Annotated in this window: 18 protein-coding genes; 10 read left to right on the forward strand and 8 right to left on the reverse strand. The window is 62.7% G+C overall.

All coding sequences use genetic code 11. The features are described from left to right. Positions 1-9: 9 nt before the first annotated feature. A complete protein-coding gene (locus tag LXM96_RS05125) occupies positions 10-879 on the reverse strand; it encodes an MBL fold metallo-hydrolase (protein WP_239997306.1) in 870 nt (289 codons plus the stop codon). Positions 880-1012: 133 nt separating this feature from the next. Between LXM96_RS05125 and ligA the strand changes: the two genes are divergently transcribed. From ligA to LXM96_RS05140, 3 genes are all read left to right on the forward strand, one after another. Further along, positions 1013-3178, forward strand: coding sequence for an NAD-dependent DNA ligase LigA (ligA, locus tag LXM96_RS05130; RefSeq protein ID WP_239997307.1), 2166 nt, complete (start codon positions 1013-1015; stop codon positions 3176-3178). Between the two features lie 63 nt (positions 3179-3241). After that, the gene (locus tag LXM96_RS05135; protein ID WP_239997308.1) at positions 3242-3832 is read left to right on the forward strand and encodes a 3'-5' exonuclease; all 591 of its coding nucleotides are present in this window, start codon (positions 3242-3244) and stop codon (positions 3830-3832) included. 78 nt (positions 3833-3910) lie between these two features. Beyond that, positions 3911-4402: a CreA family protein gene (locus tag LXM96_RS05140; protein WP_394801890.1), complete on the forward strand. Its 492-nt coding sequence runs from the start codon at positions 3911-3913 to the stop codon at positions 4400-4402. A 4-nt stretch (positions 4403-4406) separates the two neighbouring features. Here LXM96_RS05140 and LXM96_RS05145 read toward each other — a convergent pair whose 3' ends face one another. Further along, a complete protein-coding gene (locus LXM96_RS05145) occupies positions 4407-6065 on the reverse strand; it encodes an FAD-binding dehydrogenase (RefSeq protein ID WP_239997309.1) in 1659 nt (552 codons plus the stop codon). A gap of 147 nt (positions 6066-6212) precedes the next feature. After that, a complete protein-coding gene (locus LXM96_RS05150) occupies positions 6213-6680 on the reverse strand; it encodes a chemotaxis protein CheW (RefSeq protein WP_239997310.1) in 468 nt (155 codons plus the stop codon). Between the two features lie 264 nt (positions 6681-6944). Between LXM96_RS05150 and LXM96_RS05155 the strand changes: the two genes are divergently transcribed. From LXM96_RS05155 to LXM96_RS05165, 3 genes are all read left to right on the forward strand, one after another. Continuing rightward, positions 6945-7103, forward strand: coding sequence for a hypothetical protein (locus tag LXM96_RS05155; RefSeq protein ID WP_239997311.1), 159 nt, complete (start codon positions 6945-6947; stop codon positions 7101-7103). A gap of 131 nt (positions 7104-7234) precedes the next feature. Continuing rightward, entirely contained in the window at positions 7235-7834 is a 600-nt protein-coding gene (locus tag LXM96_RS05160) for an SCO family protein (RefSeq protein WP_239997312.1), read from the forward strand. A gap of 76 nt (positions 7835-7910) precedes the next feature. Next, positions 7911-8789, forward strand: a complete 879-nt coding sequence (locus LXM96_RS05165; protein ID WP_239997313.1) for a 50S ribosomal protein L11 methyltransferase — start codon at positions 7911-7913, stop codon at positions 8787-8789. A gap of 216 nt (positions 8790-9005) precedes the next feature. Here the strand turns inward: LXM96_RS05165 and LXM96_RS05170 are convergent, their stop codons facing one another. Beyond that, positions 9006-9179, reverse strand: a complete 174-nt coding sequence (locus LXM96_RS05170; protein ID WP_239997314.1) for a hypothetical protein — start codon at positions 9177-9179, stop codon at positions 9006-9008. Positions 9180-9433: 254 nt separating this feature from the next. Here LXM96_RS05170 and LXM96_RS05175 point away from each other — a divergent pair, with 254 nt between their 5' ends. After that, positions 9434-11263: an aminopeptidase P family protein gene (locus tag LXM96_RS05175; RefSeq protein ID WP_239997315.1), complete on the forward strand. Its 1830-nt coding sequence runs from the start codon at positions 9434-9436 to the stop codon at positions 11261-11263. Positions 11264-11269: 6 nt separating this feature from the next. Here the strand turns inward: LXM96_RS05175 and LXM96_RS05180 are convergent, their stop codons facing one another. The 3 genes from LXM96_RS05180 to pncA form a co-directional block, all read right to left on the reverse strand. Then, positions 11270-11584, reverse strand: coding sequence for an AzlD family protein (locus tag LXM96_RS05180; protein ID WP_239997779.1), 315 nt, complete (start codon positions 11582-11584; stop codon positions 11270-11272). Then, entirely contained in the window at positions 11584-12306 is a 723-nt protein-coding gene (locus LXM96_RS05185) for an AzlC family ABC transporter permease (protein ID WP_239997316.1), read from the reverse strand. The genes LXM96_RS05180 and LXM96_RS05185 overlap by 1 nt, the downstream gene beginning before the upstream one ends. Before the next feature lie 107 nt (positions 12307-12413). After that, a complete protein-coding gene (pncA, locus tag LXM96_RS05190) occupies positions 12414-13040 on the reverse strand; it encodes a bifunctional nicotinamidase/pyrazinamidase (protein WP_239997317.1) in 627 nt (208 codons plus the stop codon). A 208-nt stretch (positions 13041-13248) separates the two neighbouring features. Here pncA and LXM96_RS05195 point away from each other — a divergent pair, with 208 nt between their 5' ends. From LXM96_RS05195 to LXM96_RS05205, 3 genes are all read left to right on the forward strand, one after another. Beyond that, positions 13249-14655 (forward strand): DUF2254 domain-containing protein, encoded by a 1407-nt coding sequence (locus tag LXM96_RS05195; protein WP_262913518.1) that lies wholly within the window; start codon positions 13249-13251, stop codon positions 14653-14655. A gap of 158 nt (positions 14656-14813) precedes the next feature. Continuing rightward, positions 14814-16037 carry a YeeE/YedE family protein gene (locus LXM96_RS05200; RefSeq protein ID WP_239997319.1) on the forward strand — a complete coding sequence of 408 codons (1224 nt, stop codon included), beginning with the start codon at positions 14814-14816 and terminating at the stop codon, positions 16035-16037. 274 nt (positions 16038-16311) lie between these two features. Beyond that, a complete protein-coding gene (locus LXM96_RS05205) occupies positions 16312-17646 on the forward strand; it encodes a DUF2778 domain-containing protein (RefSeq protein ID WP_239997321.1) in 1335 nt (444 codons plus the stop codon). Here the strand turns inward: LXM96_RS05205 and LXM96_RS05210 are convergent. Then, complete coding sequence (locus LXM96_RS05210; RefSeq protein ID WP_239997322.1) at positions 17643-18788, reverse strand: amidohydrolase; 1146 nt, start codon at positions 18786-18788, stop codon at positions 17643-17645. The two genes, LXM96_RS05205 and LXM96_RS05210, sit on opposite strands and share 4 nt — an antisense overlap. Positions 18789-18839 lie beyond the last annotated feature (51 nt).

Genomic DNA, 18839 nt, shown 5'->3' on the forward strand with positions numbered 1-18839 from the left:
GCCTGTCTCTTATCGAAGGGCCTGCATCGCCTCCAGATTGCGCCGATGAACTGCCTCATAGGGCGCAAAATATTCGATTGTCCCGGCCGCGACCTCCTCCGCCACCAGTTCCTTCAAAGATGCGGGCACGGGACCTGTGCCAGTGAGCGTTTCGAGATAGCGCCGGTTTGCATCGATGAAGTCGATGGAGTAGCCACCCGCGGCTATTCTCTCGGCGGAGCCATGGTTGGGCAGGATCCGCCGGATCGGCCACTCGCGCATGCGCTGAAGCTCCCGGATGTGGACGGGGATATTCTCCGGCTCCGAAACATAGCTGACCGTGTCCTCTAGCGTATCGCCTGCCAGCAGCAGGCCGTCATCGGGAAGCCAGAGCACGTTGCCGTCGGCGCTGTGGATGTTGAAATGGTGCAGTTCGACGCGGCGCCTGCCGACCGTCAGGGCGAGGGTGCTCTCGAAGGTACGCGTCGGCATGACGAGCGGATCGATCGGCGGCTCACGGGTCGCGAGAGATGTGCGCTTCTCTTCGAGAGTTCTCGCCGTCAAGGAAAGGGCAATGATTTCGCAGTCCTGGAAGACGGCGTTGCCGGCAACGTGATCGGCATGCCAGTGGCTGAGAACGGCACGGATCGTGGTGACGCCAAGGCCTTCCAGATGATCGCGAACGAACCGCGCATGTTCAAGCGACATGTGCGTGTCATAGACGAGCGCTTCTTTGCCATCGACAATGGCATAGCACGCCGAGCCAAGCTCATAGGCGCCATCGTCCAGCCAGTTCGGCTTGTCGGAATAGAGCCGCTTCCCCAGCACACGCCCGTCGTAATAGGCGAAGATGCCCGGATGGGGTTCGATGATGCGAAGCGTCGAAATGTCGATCGCCATGGTGCGCTCCTCAGCTTGCGGCTATCTACCCGCGCTGTCTTCGCACTGACAAGGCGTTCTTTGCCAACCGCTTGTTTGCTTTCCGGGAATCTGCGCTAAAACGGATGAACAAGACCGTGGAGCGAGACGAAGCATGGCCGCCGACAAGACACCTGTTGAGACGCTGACCGAGAACGAGGCCGCTGCCGAGCTCGCCTTTCTCGCCTCCGAGATTGCGCGCCACGACGAGCTCTACCACGGCCACGATGCCCCGGAGGTTTCCGACGCCGAATACGACGCCCTGAAGCGCCGCAACGACGCGATCGAGGCCCGCTTTCCGCAGTTGCGCCGCGCCGACAGCCCGTCGCTCAAGGTGGGGGCAGCACCGCTGCCGACATTTGCGCCGATCACGCATTCGCGGCCGATGCTTTCGCTCGACAACACCTTCTCCGACGAAGACGTGCGCGACTTCATCAACTCCGTCTACCGTTTCCTTGGGCGTTTGCCGGATGGCTCGATCGCCTTTACGGCAGAGCCGAAGATCGACGGGCTCTCCATGTCGATCCGCTATGAGAACGGCAGGCTCGCCAATGCCGCCACGCGCGGCGACGGCACGACCGGCGAAAATGTCACCGCCAACATCCTGACCATCGACGAGATCCCGAACACGCTGCCGAAAGGTGTTCCTGCAGTCGTGGAGGTGCGCGGCGAAGTCTATATGACGAAGAGCGACTTTCTGGCGCTCAACGAGAAGATGGCGTCCGAAGGCAAGCGGACCTACGTCAACCCACGCAACACGGCCGCCGGCTCGCTGCGCCAGCTCGACCCGAAGGTGACGGCAAGCCGCAGGCTGCGGTTCTTCGCCTATGCCTGGGGCGAGATTTCCGAACCGAACGACCTGCCGAAGACGCAGTACGAGATGGTGCAGACGTTCAAGGCCTGGGGCTTCCCGGTCAATCCGCTGATGAAGCGGCTGAACTCCGTCGAGGACATCATCGAGCACTACAGGGAGATCGGTCTGAAGCGCCCGGATCTCGATTACGAGATCGACGGCGTCGTCTACAAGGTCGACCGGCTCGACCTGCAGCAGCGGCTTGGCTTCCGCTCCCGTTCGCCGCGCTGGGCAACGGCCCACAAGTTTCCTGCCGAACAGGCCTTCACCCGGGTGGAGAAGATCGACATCCAGGTCGGCCGCACGGGTGCGCTCACCCCCGTGGCGCGGCTGACACCGGTCACCGTCGGCGGCGTCGTCGTCACCAACGCGACGCTGCACAACGAAGACTACATCAAGGGCATCGGCAATTCCGGCGAGCGGATCCGCGAAGACGAGCACGACATCCGCATCGGCGACACCATCATCGTGCAGCGGGCAGGCGATGTCATTCCGCAGGTCCTGGACGTGGTGATGGAGAAGCGCCCGGCAGACTCAGTGCCTTACGAGTCTCCGAAGAAGTGCCCCGTCTGCGGCAGCCACGCCGTGCGGGAAAGAAACGAGAAGACGGGCAAGCTCGACTCGGTGACCCGCTGCACCGGCGGCTTCGTCTGCCGCGCACAGGCCGTCGAGCATCTCAAGCATTTCGTGTCCCGCAATGCCTTCGACATCGAGGGGCTGGGGTCCAAGCAGATCGACTTCTTCTTCGAGGCCGATGATCCGGCACTGACGATCAAGACGGCCCCCGACATCTTCACCCTGAAGAAGCGGCAGGAAGCCTCGCCGCTGACGAAGCTTGAAAACATCGAAGGGTTCGGCCGGGTCAGCGTGCGCAAGCTGTTCGACGCTATCGACGAGCGCCGCTCGATCGCACTTGCCCGCTTCATCTATGCCCTCGGCATCCGCCATGTGGGCGAGACGACCGCGAAGCTGCTGGCCCGCCACTACGGCACCTACGACGCCTTCCAGTCCGCTATGACGGAGGCGGCTTCGTTTGCCGGCGACGCGTGGTCCGACCTCAACAACATTGAGGGCATCGGCGAGGTGGTGGCCCGCGCCATTGTTGAGTTTTTCAAGGAGCCGCGCAATCTTGAAGTCATCGGCCGGCTTCTGGAGGAGGTGACGCCGCAGGCCGCCGAGCAGGTATCGACGAGCGGCAGCCCCGTCTCGGGCAAGACCGTCGTCTTCACCGGCAGTCTGGAGAAGTTCACGCGCGAGGAAGCCAAGGCGCGCGCCGAAAGCCTCGGCGCGAAGGTCGCCGGTTCCGTCTCCAAGAAGACGGACTACGTCGTCGCCGGCCCCGGCGCCGGCTCCAAGCTCGACAAGGCGAGGGAGCTCGGCGTTCAGGTGATGGACGAGGACGAATGGCTGGCATTCCTTGGCGGGTAAACCGAGTTTTGCCGAATCAGGAGCGTTTGGGCTAAAGCTGCGGCAGCAGAGCTAGGGCCAATCTTGAAAACCATCGCCATCGACTTCGAAACCGCCAACGAAACCCGCGGCAGTGCCTGCTCCGTCGGGCTTGCCTGGATCGAGGATGGCGAGGTGGTGCGGGTGGAGGAGCGGCTGATCCGGCCGCATGACATGCGGTTCTCCTCCTTCAACATTGCGATCCACGGCATCCGTCCGGAACACGTCGAGGCTGCTCCCGAGTTTCCGGAGGTCATGGACGAGTTCGCGGATGAATTCCGCGACGCCACCATGATCGCCCACAATGCCGCCTTCGACTTCAGCGTCTGGCGCGCCTGCCTCGATCTCTACCGGCTCGGCTATCCGGAGCTTTCCTACCTCTGCAGCGTCAAGATGGCGCAGAAGGTCTGGCCGCATCTCGGTTCCCATCGGCTGAATGCGCTGGCGGCTCATCTTGGACTAAGCTTCATGCACCACAATGCCGCAGAGGACGCCGCCGTCTGTGCACGTGCGGCCATCGCCATCGGCAGGTCGCTGGGCGTCGCTCATGTGCGGGAGATCCCGGCGATGATCAACATGAAGGTCGGCCGCCTGTTTGCCGGCGGCTACGCCCCCTGTACCTGCCGACTGAAGTAGAAGTCGACTGACGCTGCTTGCAACCTGCCCCTGCGCGCTTATCTGTGATCACAGATGGTTTACCGGAGTATGTTGCTGATGAAACGCCTTGCCCTTCTTGTGTCCGCTGCCGCCCTGTCCTGCGGCCTCCTCGCTGCACCCTCCATGGCCGAGGTGGTCGGTGAAGTGGGAGTCGACTGGATCGGCAACGATATCATTGTGGAGGCGGTCGCCGATCCTGAGGTGAAGGGCGTCACCTGCCACGTCACCTATTTCGATCGCTCCATCATCGACCGGCTGAAGCAGGGCAACTGGTTCGAGGATCCGTCCAACAGCTCGATCGCCTGCCGCCAGACGGGGCCGATCGAGATTGGTGACATCGATCTGACGAAGGATGGCGAGGAAGTCTTCCGCCAGGGGCGCTCGCTGATCTGGAAGGACTTGCTCGTCAAACGGATCTACGACAAGGCAAACGATACGCTCGTCTACCTCGCACATTCGCGGCAGATCGTGGAAGGTTCGGCGAAGATGGCAATCTCGACAGTTCCCCTCTACGGCGAAGAGGTCACCTGGACCAAGGGAAAGCCCTGATCCCTCAGGCGAGTGTTGCTGCGGCGGCGCGTCCTGCGACGCGGCCGGAAAACAGGCAGCCGCCGAGGAAGGTGCCTTCGAGCGCGCGGTAGCCATGCATGCCTCCGCCGCCGAAGCCCGCCGCTTCGCCCACGGCGTAGAGGCCCGGCACCGGTTGGCCGTCGTTGCCGAGAACCCGCGCTGAAAGATCTGTCTCGAGGCCGCCGAGGGTCTTCCTGGTGAGGATGTTGAGCCTCACGGCGATCAGTGGGCCGTGAGCGGGATCGAGGATGCGGTGCGGCCTTGCGGTACGGATCAGCTTGTCGCCCAGCGACCGCCGTGCGTTGTGGATGCCCATGACCTGCGCATCCTTCGCGTAGGGGTTCGCCATCTGGCCGTCACGCGCCAGGATCTCGCGCTCGATCTCGTCGAGCTTAAGCAGGTCGTTCTCCGCGATACGGTTCATGCCGCGCACCAGTTCCTCCAGGCTTCTGGCGACCACGAAATCCTCGCCCTTCTCCTTGAAGGCTTCCACGGGTGCCGTCGCGCGTCGCCCGATGCCCCTGCGCGCGGTCAGCCCCCAGTCACGACCTGTCAGATCCGGATTTTGCTCGGAACCGGAAAGGGCAAACTCCTTGCGGATGATCGATTGGTTCAGGATGAACCAGGAGTAGTCATGGCCGGTGGACAGGATGTGCTGCAGCGTGCCGAGTGTATCGTAGCCGGGAAAGAAGGGAGCGGACAGGCGTTTTCCCGTCGCGTCGAACCAGAGGGAGGAGGGGCCGGGCAGAATGCGGATGCCATGGTTTTCCCACACCGGATTCCAGTTCCGCAGGCCTTCGGTGTAGTGCCACATGCGATCGCGGTTGATGATGCGTCCACCGGCCGCTTCGGTGATGGCAAGCATCCGTCCGTCGACATGCTTCGGCACGCCGGAAACCATGAACTTCGGTGCGGGGCCTAGGCGAGCCGGCCAATTCTTCCGGACAAGGTCTTGGTCGCCGCCGATCCCGCCGGAAGCGACGATCACAGCCTGAGCGCTAAGTTCGAACTCACCGATGATCGAACGGGAGCTTTCCGCCCCGCGCGGCGTTGTGCTAGGTTCCAGTACCGAACCGGCAATGCCTGTGACAGCGCCATTGTTAATGATCAGCCGATCGACCCGATGCCGCCAAAGAAAGCGGATCCTGCCCCTTTGCTCGGCCTCGCGCGCGCGTTTCTCGAAAGGCTCGACCACGCCGGGGCCGGTGCCCCAGGTTATGTGGAAGCGCGGCACGGAATTTCCGTGGGATGTGGCGGACCAGCCGCCGCGCTCTGCCCAGCCAACGACAGGAAAGAAGCGGTGGCCCATCGCGCGCAACCAATCACGCTTTTCGCCAGCGGCAAAAGCCAGATAGGCCTCCGCCCACGCTCGCGGCCAATAGTCTTCCGGCCGATCGAACCCAGCGGAACCGAACCAGTCCTGGCGCGCGAGCTCAAAACTGTCGCGGATCCGCATGCGCCGCTGCTCGGGCGAATCGATGAGGAAGAGGCCGCCGAGCGACCAGAAGGCCTGAGCCCCAAGGTTCTGCTCGGGCTCCTGGTCAACGATAATGACACTCTTGCCGGCAGCGGCCAATTCGGTTGCCGCAACCAAGCCAGACAGTCCGGCTCCCACGATGATGACGTCGGTCGTTTGGCTCATTTGTCCTCCCGCCGGCGCGTCTCCTGGCGCCGTAACTGCAAATAGAGCCACCGGCGCGGATCGGAAGTCAACAAGGCGCGGGCAACTGAAACGGAAAGAGCCCGCGGGGCGGGCTCCTTAAAGGTGACGTCCTTGGTGACGGCCGGATCAGGCCGCTTCGCGCGTCAACTCGTCGGCAATCACGGTATCGAGGTTGAGGAAGCAGACCATCGTCTTTTCCAGCGCCACGATTCCGCGGCAGAAGGCGCGCTGCTGTTCCGGAATGATCTCCGGCGCCGGCTGCAGGTCTTCCGAGCGGATGGTCATCATGTCCGATACCTGCTCGACCAGCAGGCCCACCAGCTTGCCGGCGATGTCGGTGACAATGATCGCCGAACGCTCGGAAGGCTCCGTCATCTTCATGCCGAGGCGGCAGGCCATGTCAATGACGGGGATCACCGCGCCGCGCAGGTTGATGAGGCCAAGCACGTAGGGTGGGGTGTGTGGCATCGGCGTGACAGGCGCCCAGCCGCGAATTTCGCGGATCGCCATGATGTCGATGCAGAATTCCTGGTCTCCGAGATGGAAGGAGACGATTTCGAGATAGGCTCCCGATTGCTTGATGGCGTTGCTCATGTCTTTTCCCCCACCTGCCAATGGGCCCGCGGTCTATGCCGTCGGTGCCGCCATTCAGGCTGCCGTGAATTTCGGAGTATCGATGCGGAGACGAGTGGGCCTCGCTGACGTCATGTCGACATGGACTTATACGGTTCGGCATCCATTGAGGCCGGCGCATCGCGCAGTCCACCTTCGCACCGGAAGAATGCCCTGCACATATTAAGCTTCCGCTAATGCCCTCGAGCCTTTCCCTGTCTTGCCTTTGGCTGTAGTATGTCAGGCATGGAACAGACCTTCTTATCCGGTCACCGCCTGCCGCTCTTGGTCTTCAGTGCGCTTGCACTTACCGGGCTTTCGGCGGCTGCCTTCTACGGATGGATCATCCACAGCTCATCCATGATACTGACGCTTGGCCAGGCGGGGCTGCCGGGTTGCCTGTGAAGCCCTCCCTCTGCTTGAGACAAATCAGCGCAAACCCGAAAGCATGACCGGTTTCTGTTGCCCGACGGAAGGCTGTGGCCTATCCAGACCGCAGTGGTACACTTTCTGCGGCGCCGGGAAGAGAGAAAAGCATGAGAACCATTCGCATCATTCTGTGGGCAGCGGTCGTCCTGCTTGGCGGCGTCCTTGCATGGCTGAGCTTTCAGGTTACACAGACCCAGGAGCAGATTGCTGAAGAACCCTTCGGCGTGCCGTTCCAGCTCGTGGCGCAGGACGGCCAGCCGATCACGCAGGATGCTTTCCGGCAGAAGCCGACGGCGGTTTTCTTTGGTTTTACCCATTGTCCCGAGGTTTGCCCCACGACGCTCTACGAGTTGAACGGCTGGATGCACCAGGTCGATCCGGACGGCACCAAGCTCGCCGGCTACTTCGTGACCGTCGATCCAGAACGTGATTCGCCGGAACTGCTCGGCCAGTACATTGCCAATGTCACCGATCGTATCACAGGCATCTCCGGCCCGCCGGAAAAGGTGACCGAGATGGCCAAGGGCTTCAAGGTCTTCTTCAAGAAAGTGCCGCTCGACGAGAAAGACCCAACCGGCGACTATACGATGGACCATACCGCCTCCATCTTCCTGCTGGACGAAGGCGGACGCTTCGCCGGCACCATCTCCTACGGCGAGAACCCGGAGACTGCGGTGCAGAAGCTCGAGAACCTGATCAAGAGCTGAGGGCGCTTGCTGGTTGAAGGCTTTCGTCCGTTGTGGCATCGGTCCCTGCATCCGCAATCGTCCGAAAGAACCAGCCTTGAGCGAGATCCGCCTTTACGTCAGCACGAACGAGAAAGATGCAGAGCGCATCCTCGACATCCTGTCGCAGCTCTTCGGAGAGGAAGATTATGCGCTTGGCACCACCGAAGTGGACGAGAAGCGCGACCTCTGGGAAGTCTCAGTCTACATGATGGCGGACGAGGAGGAGGAGCTTCACAAGCGGATCTCCGAAGGTCTGGCGCAGAGCTATCCAGAAGCGGTCATCGAGCGAGAGGCAATTCCTGACGACGACTGGATCGCCAGATCGCTGGAGGGATTGAAGCCTGTCCGTGCCGGGCGGTTTCTGGTGCATGGATCGCATGACCGCGACAAGGCGCAGGTGAACGACGTCGCGATCGAGATCGACGCCGGACAGGCGTTCGGCACCGGCCATCACGGCACCACCGCGGGTTGCCTCGAGATGATCGATGCCGTTGTGCGCGCCAGGCCGATTCGCAACGCGCTCGATCTTGGGACAGGCAGCGGAGTCCTCGCCATCGGGCTGCGGAAAATCCGCCACATCCCGATCCTCGCCACCGACATCGACCCGGTTGCCGTCGCCGTGGCAAGAGAGAATGGTCGGCGCAACGGGATCGTGTCGGGGTTGCGGTTCGTCACTGCTCCGGGTTTCCATTCGCCGGCCTTTGCTGAGGATGGCCCGTTCGACCTGATCATAGCGAACATTCTGGCCCGCCCATTGATGAAGATGGCGCCGCAGCTTGCCGCAAATCTGGCTCCTGGCGGTTCGGTCATCCTCTCGGGCATTCTCGCTGAACAGCGCTGGAAGGTCTTGGCCGCTTACAACGGCGTGAAGCTTCGCCACGTGCGAACGCTGTGGCGTAACGGGTGGGTCACCATCCATCTCCAGCACGGCTGAGAAACATCATTTCGCACTGCAGCACTGCGCGAGATGCACGGCTGCAGCACCTGATGCAAGCAACAGACAAAGAAAAAGGCGGCACCGGGAGGTACCGCCTTGAGATCAGGTCGCCCTGATCTGATCCGCGAACCTTGGGAGGAGAGGCTCAAGCGGAGACTTCGGATTCTGTCGCCCGGGGCGGAGGAGGGAGGAGAACCTGCCCAGGGTCGATGATCAGAAACCGGAGTTGAAGCCGCCCTTGCGGCGCAGCTCTTCGCGGGAGGTGCCCATGCCCCGGAGGGTCCGGTCGTCCAGGTTCATCAGAACGCCGTTAACGTAACGGCTGGCCTGACGTTCACGTGCTGCAACGACGCGTTCGAAGGCAGAGCGGAAGAATGAGGTAGCCATTGTCTTGATCCTTTCATCGCGGGAACCGTTTGCCGTCCCGTTCGATGATTGGAATATAGCTTCACCGATAACGCTTAGTCAGAGGGCTTAACTCAACGGTGTTATGCGTCAGGTGCATAGGCCGCTCACCAACTGAACGGTCGCCGTTAGCAGATGCACAATCACGGTGCAGATCAACCGCCCTCTGGCGAGATGATCGGTGAATACGCTAATGTCCGGCTCCTTCCCATTTCATCACCATCCGGATCAGTTGCATGTTTCAGTCGTTCGACACCAAGTCATCCCCGCAATTCGCTGGCGAGCGTCTTTCGGCGCTGCGCGCTCAATTCGACGATCTCAGTATCGACGGCTTTCTCGTGCCCCGTGCGGACGAGTATCAGGGGGAATATGTCCCGGCATTGGCGGAGCGTCTCGCCTGGCTCACCGGCTTTACCGGATCGGCGGGCATCGCCCTTGTGATGCGGTCCCAGGCGATCGTCTTCGTCGACGGACGCTATACGACCCAGCTTCAGGAGCAGGTGGATCGCAGCGTCGTCACCGGAGGGGACTTGGTCAACGAGCCACCCCATCGCTGGCTCTCGCGCAACGGCAGCAAGGGTTTCCGGCTCGGCATCGATCCGTGGCTGCACACGGCGGCCGAAGTGCGGCGCCTGCAAAAGGCGCTGGAGGAGATCGGTGGCTCCCTCGTCTTCCTTGCAGCCAACCCGCTCGACGCCATCTGGTCGGATCGTCCGGCAGAGCCGATGGGCGCGGTTATGATCCAGAAGCAGGAGCATGCGGGGAAACTTGCAGCCGAGAAGATCGCCGAGGTCGCGGCGCAGGTGAAGGAGAAGGGCGCCGCGGCTACGGTAATCACGGACCCGTCCTCAGTCGCTTGGATCTTCAATATTCGCGGCGCCGACGTGCCGCATACGCCGCATCCGCTGGCACGTGCGATCATCCCGGCGGACGGCAAGCCGCAGCTTTTCCTCGACGAGCGCAAAACCGGCATCGAGACGCGCGCTTATCTGGCGCAACTCGCAGAGCAACTTTCGCCGGATGCATTTCTGGCGCGCCTTGAGGACGTGGCGAGACGTGGACCTGTCATGCTCGACGCAGATCTTGCGCCGCTGGCGCTGAGCATTGCTATTGAAGCGGTCGGCGGGCGTGTCGTCGAGGCGGGCGATCCGGCCAAGCTGCCGCGCGCCTGCAAGAATGCGATCGAGCTGCAGGGCTCGGCAAAGGCCCATCTCCAGGATGGGGCGGCGGTGGTGGAGTTCCTCTACTGGCTCGACCAGCAGCCCTCCGGCAGCGTCACAGAAATCAGCAGCGTCCATGCGCTGGAAAACGCCCGTGTGCGCGTTGGCGAGCGCATGCAGAACCCGCTCAAGGACATCTCCTTCGACACCATTTCCGGTGCGGGCGAGCATGCCGCTATCATGCACTACCGGGTGACGACGGAAAGCGACCGGCGGCTGAACGAAGGTGAGCTCTTCCTCATCGATTCGGGCGCCCAATACATCAACGGCACGACCGACATCACCCGCACGGTGGCCATCGGCGAGGTGCCGGAAGACCGCAAGCGCTTCTTCACGCTCGTGCTCAAGGGCATGATCGCCATCAGCACGGCCCGCTTCCCGAAGGGCACGCGCGGCTGCGATCTCGATCCGCTGGCGCGCATCGCGCTCTGGAAAGCTGGCGGTGACTTTGCCCACGGCACCGGCCACGGCGTTGGCTCCTATCTTTCCGTCCACGAAGGGCCGCAGCGCATCTCGCGGCTATCGACGCAGGAGCTCCTGCCGGGCATGATGCTCTCCAACGAGCCTGGCTACTATCGCCCCGGCCACTACGGCATCCGCATCGAGAACCTGATCTTCGTGAAGGATGCGACAGAGATCGAGGGCGGCGACATGCCGATGCTGTCCTTCGAGACACTCACCTGGTGCCCGATCGACCGCCGCCTGGTGGTTGTGGATCTTCTGACGGCGGAGGAGCGCGACTGGCTTAACGGCTATCACGTCGAAACGCGCGAGAAGCTGATGCCGCTGATCGAGGATGCGGCTGTGCGCGACTGGCTCGTGAAGGCAACTGAGCCAGTTAGCTGAGACTGCTCAGAGCCCGAGCAGGTGGCGGCAGATCATCACTGCCGCCCAGCCGGCTGCCAGCATGATCAGGCCGGGAAAGCGCAGTGCCACGGCAAGTGCGACGAGCATGGCGATCTTGACGTCCCATGCGCCGTTGAAGAAGGCCGGCGCTACCAGTGTGGTTAAGACAGCCGCTGGCACAGCGTTGAGCGCCGCTTCCATCCTTGGCGGAATGCTCTTCATCCGGGTGATGAGGATATAGCCGCCGATGCGCGTGATGTAGGTGGCAACGGCTGCGGCGAGGATCAGCAGCAGCGTCCCGGTATCGAGGGAGGCCGCCATCATCGAGGCTCCGCCTCGACTGCAACTGCATCGGGCTCATCTTTCGGCTGAAGCGGCAGAAGTACGGCCACGAGGATGCCGACCGCGGCACCGAGGCTGACATGCCAGGGCGATCCGACGAAGTGGTAGGCAGCGATCGAGCCAATCGCGCTTGCTGCAACGATGGGTGCAAAGCCCATACGCTTACGAAACGCCAGCACCATGCCGAGGAAGTAGACAGGCAGAAGGACGTCGATGCCGATCGAGGCGGGATCACCGATCATCTTGCCGAACCAGGCGCCCATCACGGTGGCAATGTTCCAGCTGATGTAAACGATCACACCGAATCCGAGGTACCACGAGAAGGAGACGCCCTGGCCGCTCTCTCCGCGCCGGACGCCCTCGGCGAACTGAGGATCGACGAGCAGGAAAAATGCGAAGAACTTCTGCAGCGGGGAGTAGTGCCGAATGAACTTTGCCAATGCAGCGGAGTAGAGGATGTGCCGGAAATTCACGGCAAAAACCGAGAGCACCACCAGCCACGGTTCGACGCGCTGGCCGAAGAGTTCGATGCCCACCAGCTGGCTTGCCCCGGCGTAGACCGTGGCGCTCATCAGCAGCGTCTCGAGGAAGCTCAGGCCATTGTCGATGGCCACCGCCCCGAAGAGAACCCCGAAAGGTGCCGACGACAGGGCAATGATGGCACCGCCCTTCAGGCCTTGTTTGAAATCGCTGCGGTTCATGGAAATCCTTCTTGCGCGCAAGCCTTACGGGCGTGCAGCGAAGGGCACAATTCAATTGCGCTGATGGATGGATCGATTTCGCTGAAGCATCGCGACCGGCCGTGCCTTCAGTCCTTGAGGATCTGCCGGCTCTTGACGATGCCGATGCCCTTTTCCCGCATCTCCTCGATCGCCGCCTTCACGCCCTTGGGATCGATGCCGCGGCTGGCATCCTCGATGAAGCAGATCTGCACGCCGGGCAGCATCTCCAGGGCATCGAGGGCGGAGAACCTGACGCAGTAGTCGGTCGCCAGGCCGCAGATGTCGAGTTCCTTGATCTGCTGCGCCCGAAGGTAGCCCGCGAGGCCGGTGATCGCCGCCTTGTCGTTGTCGCGAAAGGCGGAATAGCTGTCGATCGCCGGGTTCTCGCCCTTCTGCTGGATGTAGTCGACCGCATCGATGTCGAGATCCGGATGGAATTCGGCATCGGCGGTTCCCTGCACGCAGTGATCCGGCCAGAGCATCTGCGGCTGGCCGCAAAGCTCGCCTATCTCGAAGGGTTTCTTTCCGGGATGCTGGGACGCGAAGCTTCCGTGGTCCGCCGGGTGCCAGTCCTGAGAGGCGACGATTACGTCATAGCCGCCTTCCTCGATCAGCCGGTTTGCCACGGGCACCACCTTGTCACCCTCCGGCACCGGCAGGTTACCGCCGGGGCAAAAGCCGTTCTGGATATCGACCAGCAGCAGGGCTTTCATGAGCCGTCCTCCCTTCGCTTCTTTCGCCGATTAAACACCGAGGGGAGGTCGGTGGACAACCCTTCACAGGCCGGAAGGCTGCAACGTCGGCCTGGAGCCTTCGTTCAGCGAGGTTATGGCCGCGGGAGCCTGTGCTGGTTTGGGCTGAGTTGCTGCAAGCAGCGGCGGAACCTTCCCAGGACGCTGCCGTTGCAGCGACAGTCGTCAGATGACTTCGTTGGTTGAGTTATCCGCAGCGGTGAATGGTAAGCGACATCTCGGCGGAGGTGACCCGGCCGTCCGAGTCACCTGGGAGAAACTCAGGACAAGTTTCTGGTTGGTCCCAAGTTTGATGGCGGCCGCAGCGGGCGTCTTGGCGATGGCGGCCACATGGGGCGACCTCCGGTTGGCCGAGGTGGATCCGGCCGAAATGCCGGTGTTTGTTTTCGTCAGCACGCCCAACGGGGCGCGGGACGTGCTCTCCACATTGTTGTCCTCCATGATCACGATGACCAGCTTAGTTTTCTCGATCACCATGGTCGTGCTGTCGCTGGCGGCCAGCCAGTTCGGCCCGCGTCTGATCCGCAGCTTCATGTCGAGCCCACACACGCAGTTCGTGCTGGGAACGTTCATCATGACGTCCGTGTACTGCCTGATCGAACTTGGATCGGTGGGATCGACCATCGAGGACGCCAAGCAGGCGTTCCCGAGCGTCAGTCTTGGACTTCTGCTGGTGCTGATAAGCGTTCTTGTTTTGGTGTCGTTCATCCATTTCCTTGCGCGCTCAATCGTCTCGGAAACGCTGATCAAGCGGCTCGGCATGGAGGTCACCGCCATGGTTGGGGAACTGGATGACCTGCCGGAGGATCGTAACCACCAGACGGCTGCAGCGCTGCCAGAGGATTTCGAGCGAGAGGCGATCTCCTTCGGTCCGCGTGCGGACGGCTTTGTCCAGAGCATCGACCTGGACGGGCTAAAGGATCTCGCCGAGGGTGCCGATGTTCTTATCGCATTCGCTTTCCGATCGGGCGACTACGTCATCTCTGACGGGGGCGGTATCAGCGTCTGCCCGGGCCAAAACTGCACGCCCGAGCTTCAGGAGCGCATCTGCAGGATGATCGTCATCGGCTCCCGGCGAACCGCCACTCAGGATCCAGAGTTCGCCATCCGTCATCTGGTGGAGATGGCGGTGAGAGCCTTGTCGCCCGGCGTCAACGATCCCTATACGGCGGCGGCGGTGCTGGCGCAGCTTTCTGCCGGCCTGGCGCATCTCATGAAGCGGGCACTGCCGGAATCTTTGGTTACAGGCGCAGATGGACGCCTTCGCATCGTCATTCCCAGTTCAACCTATGCCAGCGTTATAGGGGCTGCCTTCAACCAGATCCGGCAGAACGCCGCCGGCAAGCCGTTCGTGATCCTGCATCTTGTCGAGGCTATTCTTCGCATCGCAGACCATGTCAGGCTTCCGGAACAGTGCGATGCTCTTGAGGGGCAGCTTGATGCAGCTCTGGACGCCGCTAACGGCATCGACGAGTTCGACCGGCAGGCAATCTTAGCACGTGCGGCGGAGGCGAGAACAGCCATCGATGCCGCTCGCCGGCGAGCCAAACGTGCTCCCTCGGCACAACGCAGTTGAAGCGCAAGACTGCCGTGACGAAAGCGGCGGGACAAACCTCGATCTGCGAAGCGACCTGCTGCAACGGAATTTCCACAGGCTGCTCATCCTATAGAACACCGTTCCTCGAAGGCTGCGGCCGGCTGCCCCATATCCCGATCAAACGATCGGAGTATCCCATGTCCGTTGCATCCTCATCTCTTCAGCCGCGCGCCGGCAGTCTGCTGCCGCTCGGCGTCCCAGGCCTTGCCGCACTCATCGCGCTTATTGCCGGCACATTGGCGCTCGGCGCTGTTTATGGTCCGGTCCATGGCGCGCTTTTCCTTATCGGCGGCGCGCTCGGCATCTCGCTCTATCATGCTGCCTTCGGCTTCACCTCCGCCTGGCGGATCTTCATTTCCGAAGGCAGGGGCAGGGGCTTGCGCGTGCAGATGATCCTGCTGGCGCTCACTGTCCTCCTGTTCTTTCCATTCCTTGCCTCGGGCACGCTATTCGGCCACGAGGTGAGCGGCTTCGTGTCGCCCGCCGGTACCGGCGTGATCGTCGGCGCCTTCATGTTCGGTATCGGCATGCAGCTTGGCGGGGGCTGCGCTTCCGGCACGCTATTCACCGCCGGCGGCGGAAATGCACGTATGCTGGTGACGCTGTTCTTCTTCATCGTCGGCTCACTGCTTGCGACCATCAACTTCGACTGGTGGACGAGCCTGCCGGCGCTGCCGCCGATGTCGCTGACCAGCCTCGGCCCCGTGACCGGGATTGCGATCTCGCTGGCGATCTTCGCGGCAATCGCCTGGCTGACGGTCAGGGTCGAGAAGCGTCGCCACGGCAGCCTTGAACAGGTCCCGGCCGCTCCGCGCGAAGGCTTTGCCCGCTACCTGCGCGGTCCCTGGCCGCTGGTAGCCGGTGCAATTGCGCTGGCGCTTCTGAATTTCGCCACGCTGGCGCTTGCCGGCCGCCCGTGGGGCATCACGTCGGCCTTCGCGCTCTGGGGCGCCAAGGGAGCGCAGTTGAGCGGCATCGATCCCTCCGCCTGGGCCTATTGGCAGGCGCCGGGGAATGCCAAGGCCTTGTCAGAAAGCGTCTTTGCCGACGTCACCTCGATCATCGATTTCGGCATCATCGCCGGCGCCATGCTGGCGGCAGCGCTTGCCGGAAAGTTTGCGCCCAATCTCAACATCCCGCTGCGCTCCATCCTTGCCGCCGTGGTCGGCGGGCTGCTCTTGGGCTACGGTGCCCGCATCGCCTATGGCTGTAATATCGGCGCCTATTTCTCCGGCATCGCCTCGGGCAGCCTGCACGGCTATCTCTGGGCGGTAGCGGCTTTCGCCGGCAATGTGCTCGGCGTCAAGCTGCGCCCCTGGTTCTTCCTGGAGCGCAGTGCCGTCCGCCGCGTCGACGGCTGATCCTGTCACCGCTTCCCGCACCGCTCATGTGGTGCGGGAAGGCCGCTTTTCTGCCCCTCGCCACCTCGCCGCCGCATTTCCGCTAAACTTCCGGCAGGTTTGCCTTCTAGAGGCAAAGCATCGATTCAGGGGCGGGGCGTAAAGATATTGGTTACCATATTTCGTCATTCTCTAATCCAATCGCCGAACGGCACCGGGGCTCAGGCCCGCCGTTCAACGAAGCTGGACATGGTCGCATCGGCGACTTTGGCAGAGTGACTGGGTAACGAGTATCATGGCGCTAAAGATCGACACGTTCGACACTGCATCAACGCCCACCAAGCAGGCCCGTCTTCCAAGACGTCCGTCGCGCCTGGCATTTGCGGGAAAGATGGTCCTCGCGACCGCTGCTCTTGGCGGGCTCTGGGTCTTCGCGGCGACCACCACCGTGAGCAGCTTTGCGCCGTCTTTCTCCGCGCCGGAGAAGCCGGAGTTTACACTTGCGCTGTCGTTGAAGCCTGCCGTCGAGCCGGAAATCGCCGAGGCTGACGAGGCAGCGGCTGTTTACCTGAAGATCAGCAAGTTCGAGCGTCTTTATCGCCAGCCGGCGGCTCCGAAGGCGAGCCGGCTCGAGGGGGCGCAACTCGCAGCGGTGCTGTCGCAGCGTCCGGCAAACGATGCGGTCATGAACAATCTCGGCGCGGCATTTGCATCCGCGGCGGAGGAGGAAAAGTTCCAGGCGTTGGCGGACCTGCGCCCAGAGGCAGAGGTTCTCAAGCAGTTGCTCGGCGAAGCGATGAACCAGACCGTGGCGCTTGCGCCGCGCATTGCAAAGCCAGAAGCCTCCATCATCACCGCCTCCATCCCTTCCGATGTGACCGAGGAGGGGCTACTTTCCGACGAAAGCGCTGTCGAAACCGCTGCAATTGAGGCGGAAGAGGCAGGGCGGACAACGGAGCTTGCGGCGCTGATGGATGATACGCTCCCGATGCAAGGGCCGCTGCCGGCCTCACGCCCGGAGACGGCGGTCAAGGCGCTGGAGGCCCTGGCGGCTGTCGAGCCAACGAAGCCGGGTCGCCCTGCAGCCGAGGAGGCGGAGGAGCCGGCTTCCACCGTGCTTGCCTATGCGAAGCCCGAAAATCCGATGACGTCGGTGCCCAAGGTGACGCCGCTCCCCGATCCAGGTACGAAGAAGGTCGCGATCTACGACATCACCAACGGTGTCGTGCATATGCCCAACGGCACAAAGCTGGAAGCCCATTCCGGCATTGGCAAAATGCGCGACAATCCGAAATACACCCATGTGAAGATGAAGGGCCCCACGCCGCCGGGGACCTACAAGCTTTCGATGCGGGAAAAGCCGTTCCACGGCGTTGCCGCCATCCGCCTGACCTCGGTGGACGGAAAGCATCCACAGAACCGGACCGGCCTGTTGGCACACACCTACCTTCTGCGTTCGCGACCAGGCGATTCGCACGGCTGCGTCGCCTTCAAGCACTACGACAAGTTCCTGGCCGCCTTCCGCCGCGGCGAGATCACCCACATGGTCATCGTGCCGGAATATAACGGCCGCCTTCCAAGCAAGAGCAACAACCTGCTGGTGAAGCTGTTTGGCGGCAAGGGCGCCTAGCCCAGCAGGTCTCGCGCCGCCCGCATGAAGACGCGGGCGCCGAGCGGGATCAGGTCGTCAGGGTAGTCGTAATCCGGATTGTGCAGGGCAGGGTGCTTCTCGCCCGCACCCAGATAGAACATCGCGGACCTGGATACGGCACCGAACAGACCAAAATCCTCCGATGCCCGAAGCGCTTCGCCGGGCTCATGCGAAATCCCTTCCGCGTCGAGAGCCGCCCTCAGGATCGTTACTGCCTGCGGATCATTGTCGCAGTGGTTGAAGATCTCGTGATAGCTCGTCTCGAGCGACAGCCCGTCCTTCTCCGCCGCCTCTCTTGCCAGCCGTTCGGCATCGTCTACCAAGGCCTGCATCTGGTCGTTCGTCGTCGTCCGCAGTGTCACCCAGAGCTCGGCATAGGCAGGGGCGATGCCGAAGGCGGGTTCGCCCAGATGCACATGGCCGACGGTCGCGAGAACCAGGTCGCCCCCGGCGACCGTGCCGCGGGAAAGGTCCGTCAGCGCCGGCATGAGCGACGCGATGGCCCGCATCGGAGAAGTGCCGGTCTCGGGGGCAGAGGCATGCGCCGTTTTGCCGGTCAGCGCGATCTTGATGCCGCGCGAGGCGCAGTTCGCGATCCCGTCCTTCAGCCAGACATGGCCGAGCGGAAGCCCCGGTAGGTTGTGGAGCGCAAACGCATAGTCCGGCCGGATGTCGGCGAAGCACTCGTCGGCAATTACCGCTGCCGCGCCGGCTCCTGTTTCCTCCGCCGGCTGGAAGAGCAGAACGACACGCCCGCTCTTCGGCCGCTCCCTGGCGAAGCCGCGCGCCAGCGCCGCGATGGTCGCGGTATGGCCGTCATGGCCGCACATATGGCCCTTGCCTAGCAGGCGGGAGCGGTGCGGCAGGTCGGAGATTTCCTCGATCGGCAGCGCGTCGAGTTCGCAGCGGAAGAGCACCGTCGGGCCTTGTTCCTCACCTTCGAACACGGCCGCGACGCCGGTGCCCCCGAGACTCGAGATCACCTTGTCTGGTGCCGTTGCCGCCAGAAAGGCCTGAACCTCTGCCGCGGTGGCCACTTCCTCGCCGGAAATCTCCGGCATGGCGTGCAGCTTGCGCCGCCAAGCGGTCAGCTCGACGACATCGTGGTTGGTGAGATACATGCGCCCCTCCGTTTCCCGGCGACCAAGAGGTAACGGGACGCGCGACGGAGG

It is taken from the genome of Rhizobium halophilum (assembly GCF_021648825.1).
Classification (GTDB): domain Bacteria; phylum Pseudomonadota; class Alphaproteobacteria; order Rhizobiales; family Rhizobiaceae; genus Neorhizobium; species Neorhizobium halophilum.

Bases quoted from the DNA above. Each gene is read 5' to 3' on its own strand.
- LXM96_RS05125 (WP_239997306.1), bottom strand. From the start codon at position 879: ATGGCGATCGACATTTCGACGCTTCGCATCATCGAACCCCATCCGGGC.
- LXM96_RS05210 (WP_239997322.1), bottom strand. From the start codon at position 18,788: ATGTATCTCACCAACCACGATGTCGTCGAGCTGACCGCTTGGCGGCGC.
- LXM96_RS05180 (WP_239997779.1), bottom strand. From the start codon at position 11,584: ATGGCGGCCTCCCTCGATACCGGGACGCTGCTGCTGATCCTCGCCGCA.
- LXM96_RS05155 (WP_239997311.1), top strand. From the start codon at position 6,945: ATGGAACAGACCTTCTTATCCGGTCACCGCCTGCCGCTCTTGGTCTTC.
- LXM96_RS05195 (WP_262913518.1), top strand. From the start codon at position 13,249: ATGACTTCGTTGGTTGAGTTATCCGCAGCGGTGAATGGTAAGCGACAT.
- ligA (WP_239997307.1), top strand. From the start codon at position 1,013: ATGGCCGCCGACAAGACACCTGTTGAGACGCTGACCGAGAACGAGGCC.
- LXM96_RS05185 (WP_239997316.1), bottom strand. From the start codon at position 12,306: ATGAACCGCAGCGATTTCAAACAAGGCCTGAAGGGCGGTGCCATCATT.
- pncA (WP_239997317.1), bottom strand. From the start codon at position 13,040: ATGAAAGCCCTGCTGCTGGTCGATATCCAGAACGGCTTTTGCCCCGGC.
- LXM96_RS05175 (WP_239997315.1), top strand. From the start codon at position 9,434: ATGTTTCAGTCGTTCGACACCAAGTCATCCCCGCAATTCGCTGGCGAG.
- LXM96_RS05200 (WP_239997319.1), top strand. From the start codon at position 14,814: ATGTCCGTTGCATCCTCATCTCTTCAGCCGCGCGCCGGCAGTCTGCTG.
- LXM96_RS05170 (WP_239997314.1), bottom strand. From the start codon at position 9,179: ATGGCTACCTCATTCTTCCGCTCTGCCTTCGAACGCGTCGTTGCAGCA.
- LXM96_RS05160 (WP_239997312.1), top strand. From the start codon at position 7,235: ATGAGAACCATTCGCATCATTCTGTGGGCAGCGGTCGTCCTGCTTGGC.
- LXM96_RS05150 (WP_239997310.1), bottom strand. From the start codon at position 6,680: ATGAGCAACGCCATCAAGCAATCGGGAGCCTATCTCGAAATCGTCTCC.
- LXM96_RS05205 (WP_239997321.1), top strand. From the start codon at position 16,312: ATGGCGCTAAAGATCGACACGTTCGACACTGCATCAACGCCCACCAAG.
- LXM96_RS05145 (WP_239997309.1), bottom strand. From the start codon at position 6,065: ATGAGCCAAACGACCGACGTCATCATCGTGGGAGCCGGACTGTCTGGC.
- LXM96_RS05140 (WP_394801890.1), top strand. From the start codon at position 3,911: ATGAAACGCCTTGCCCTTCTTGTGTCCGCTGCCGCCCTGTCCTGCGGC.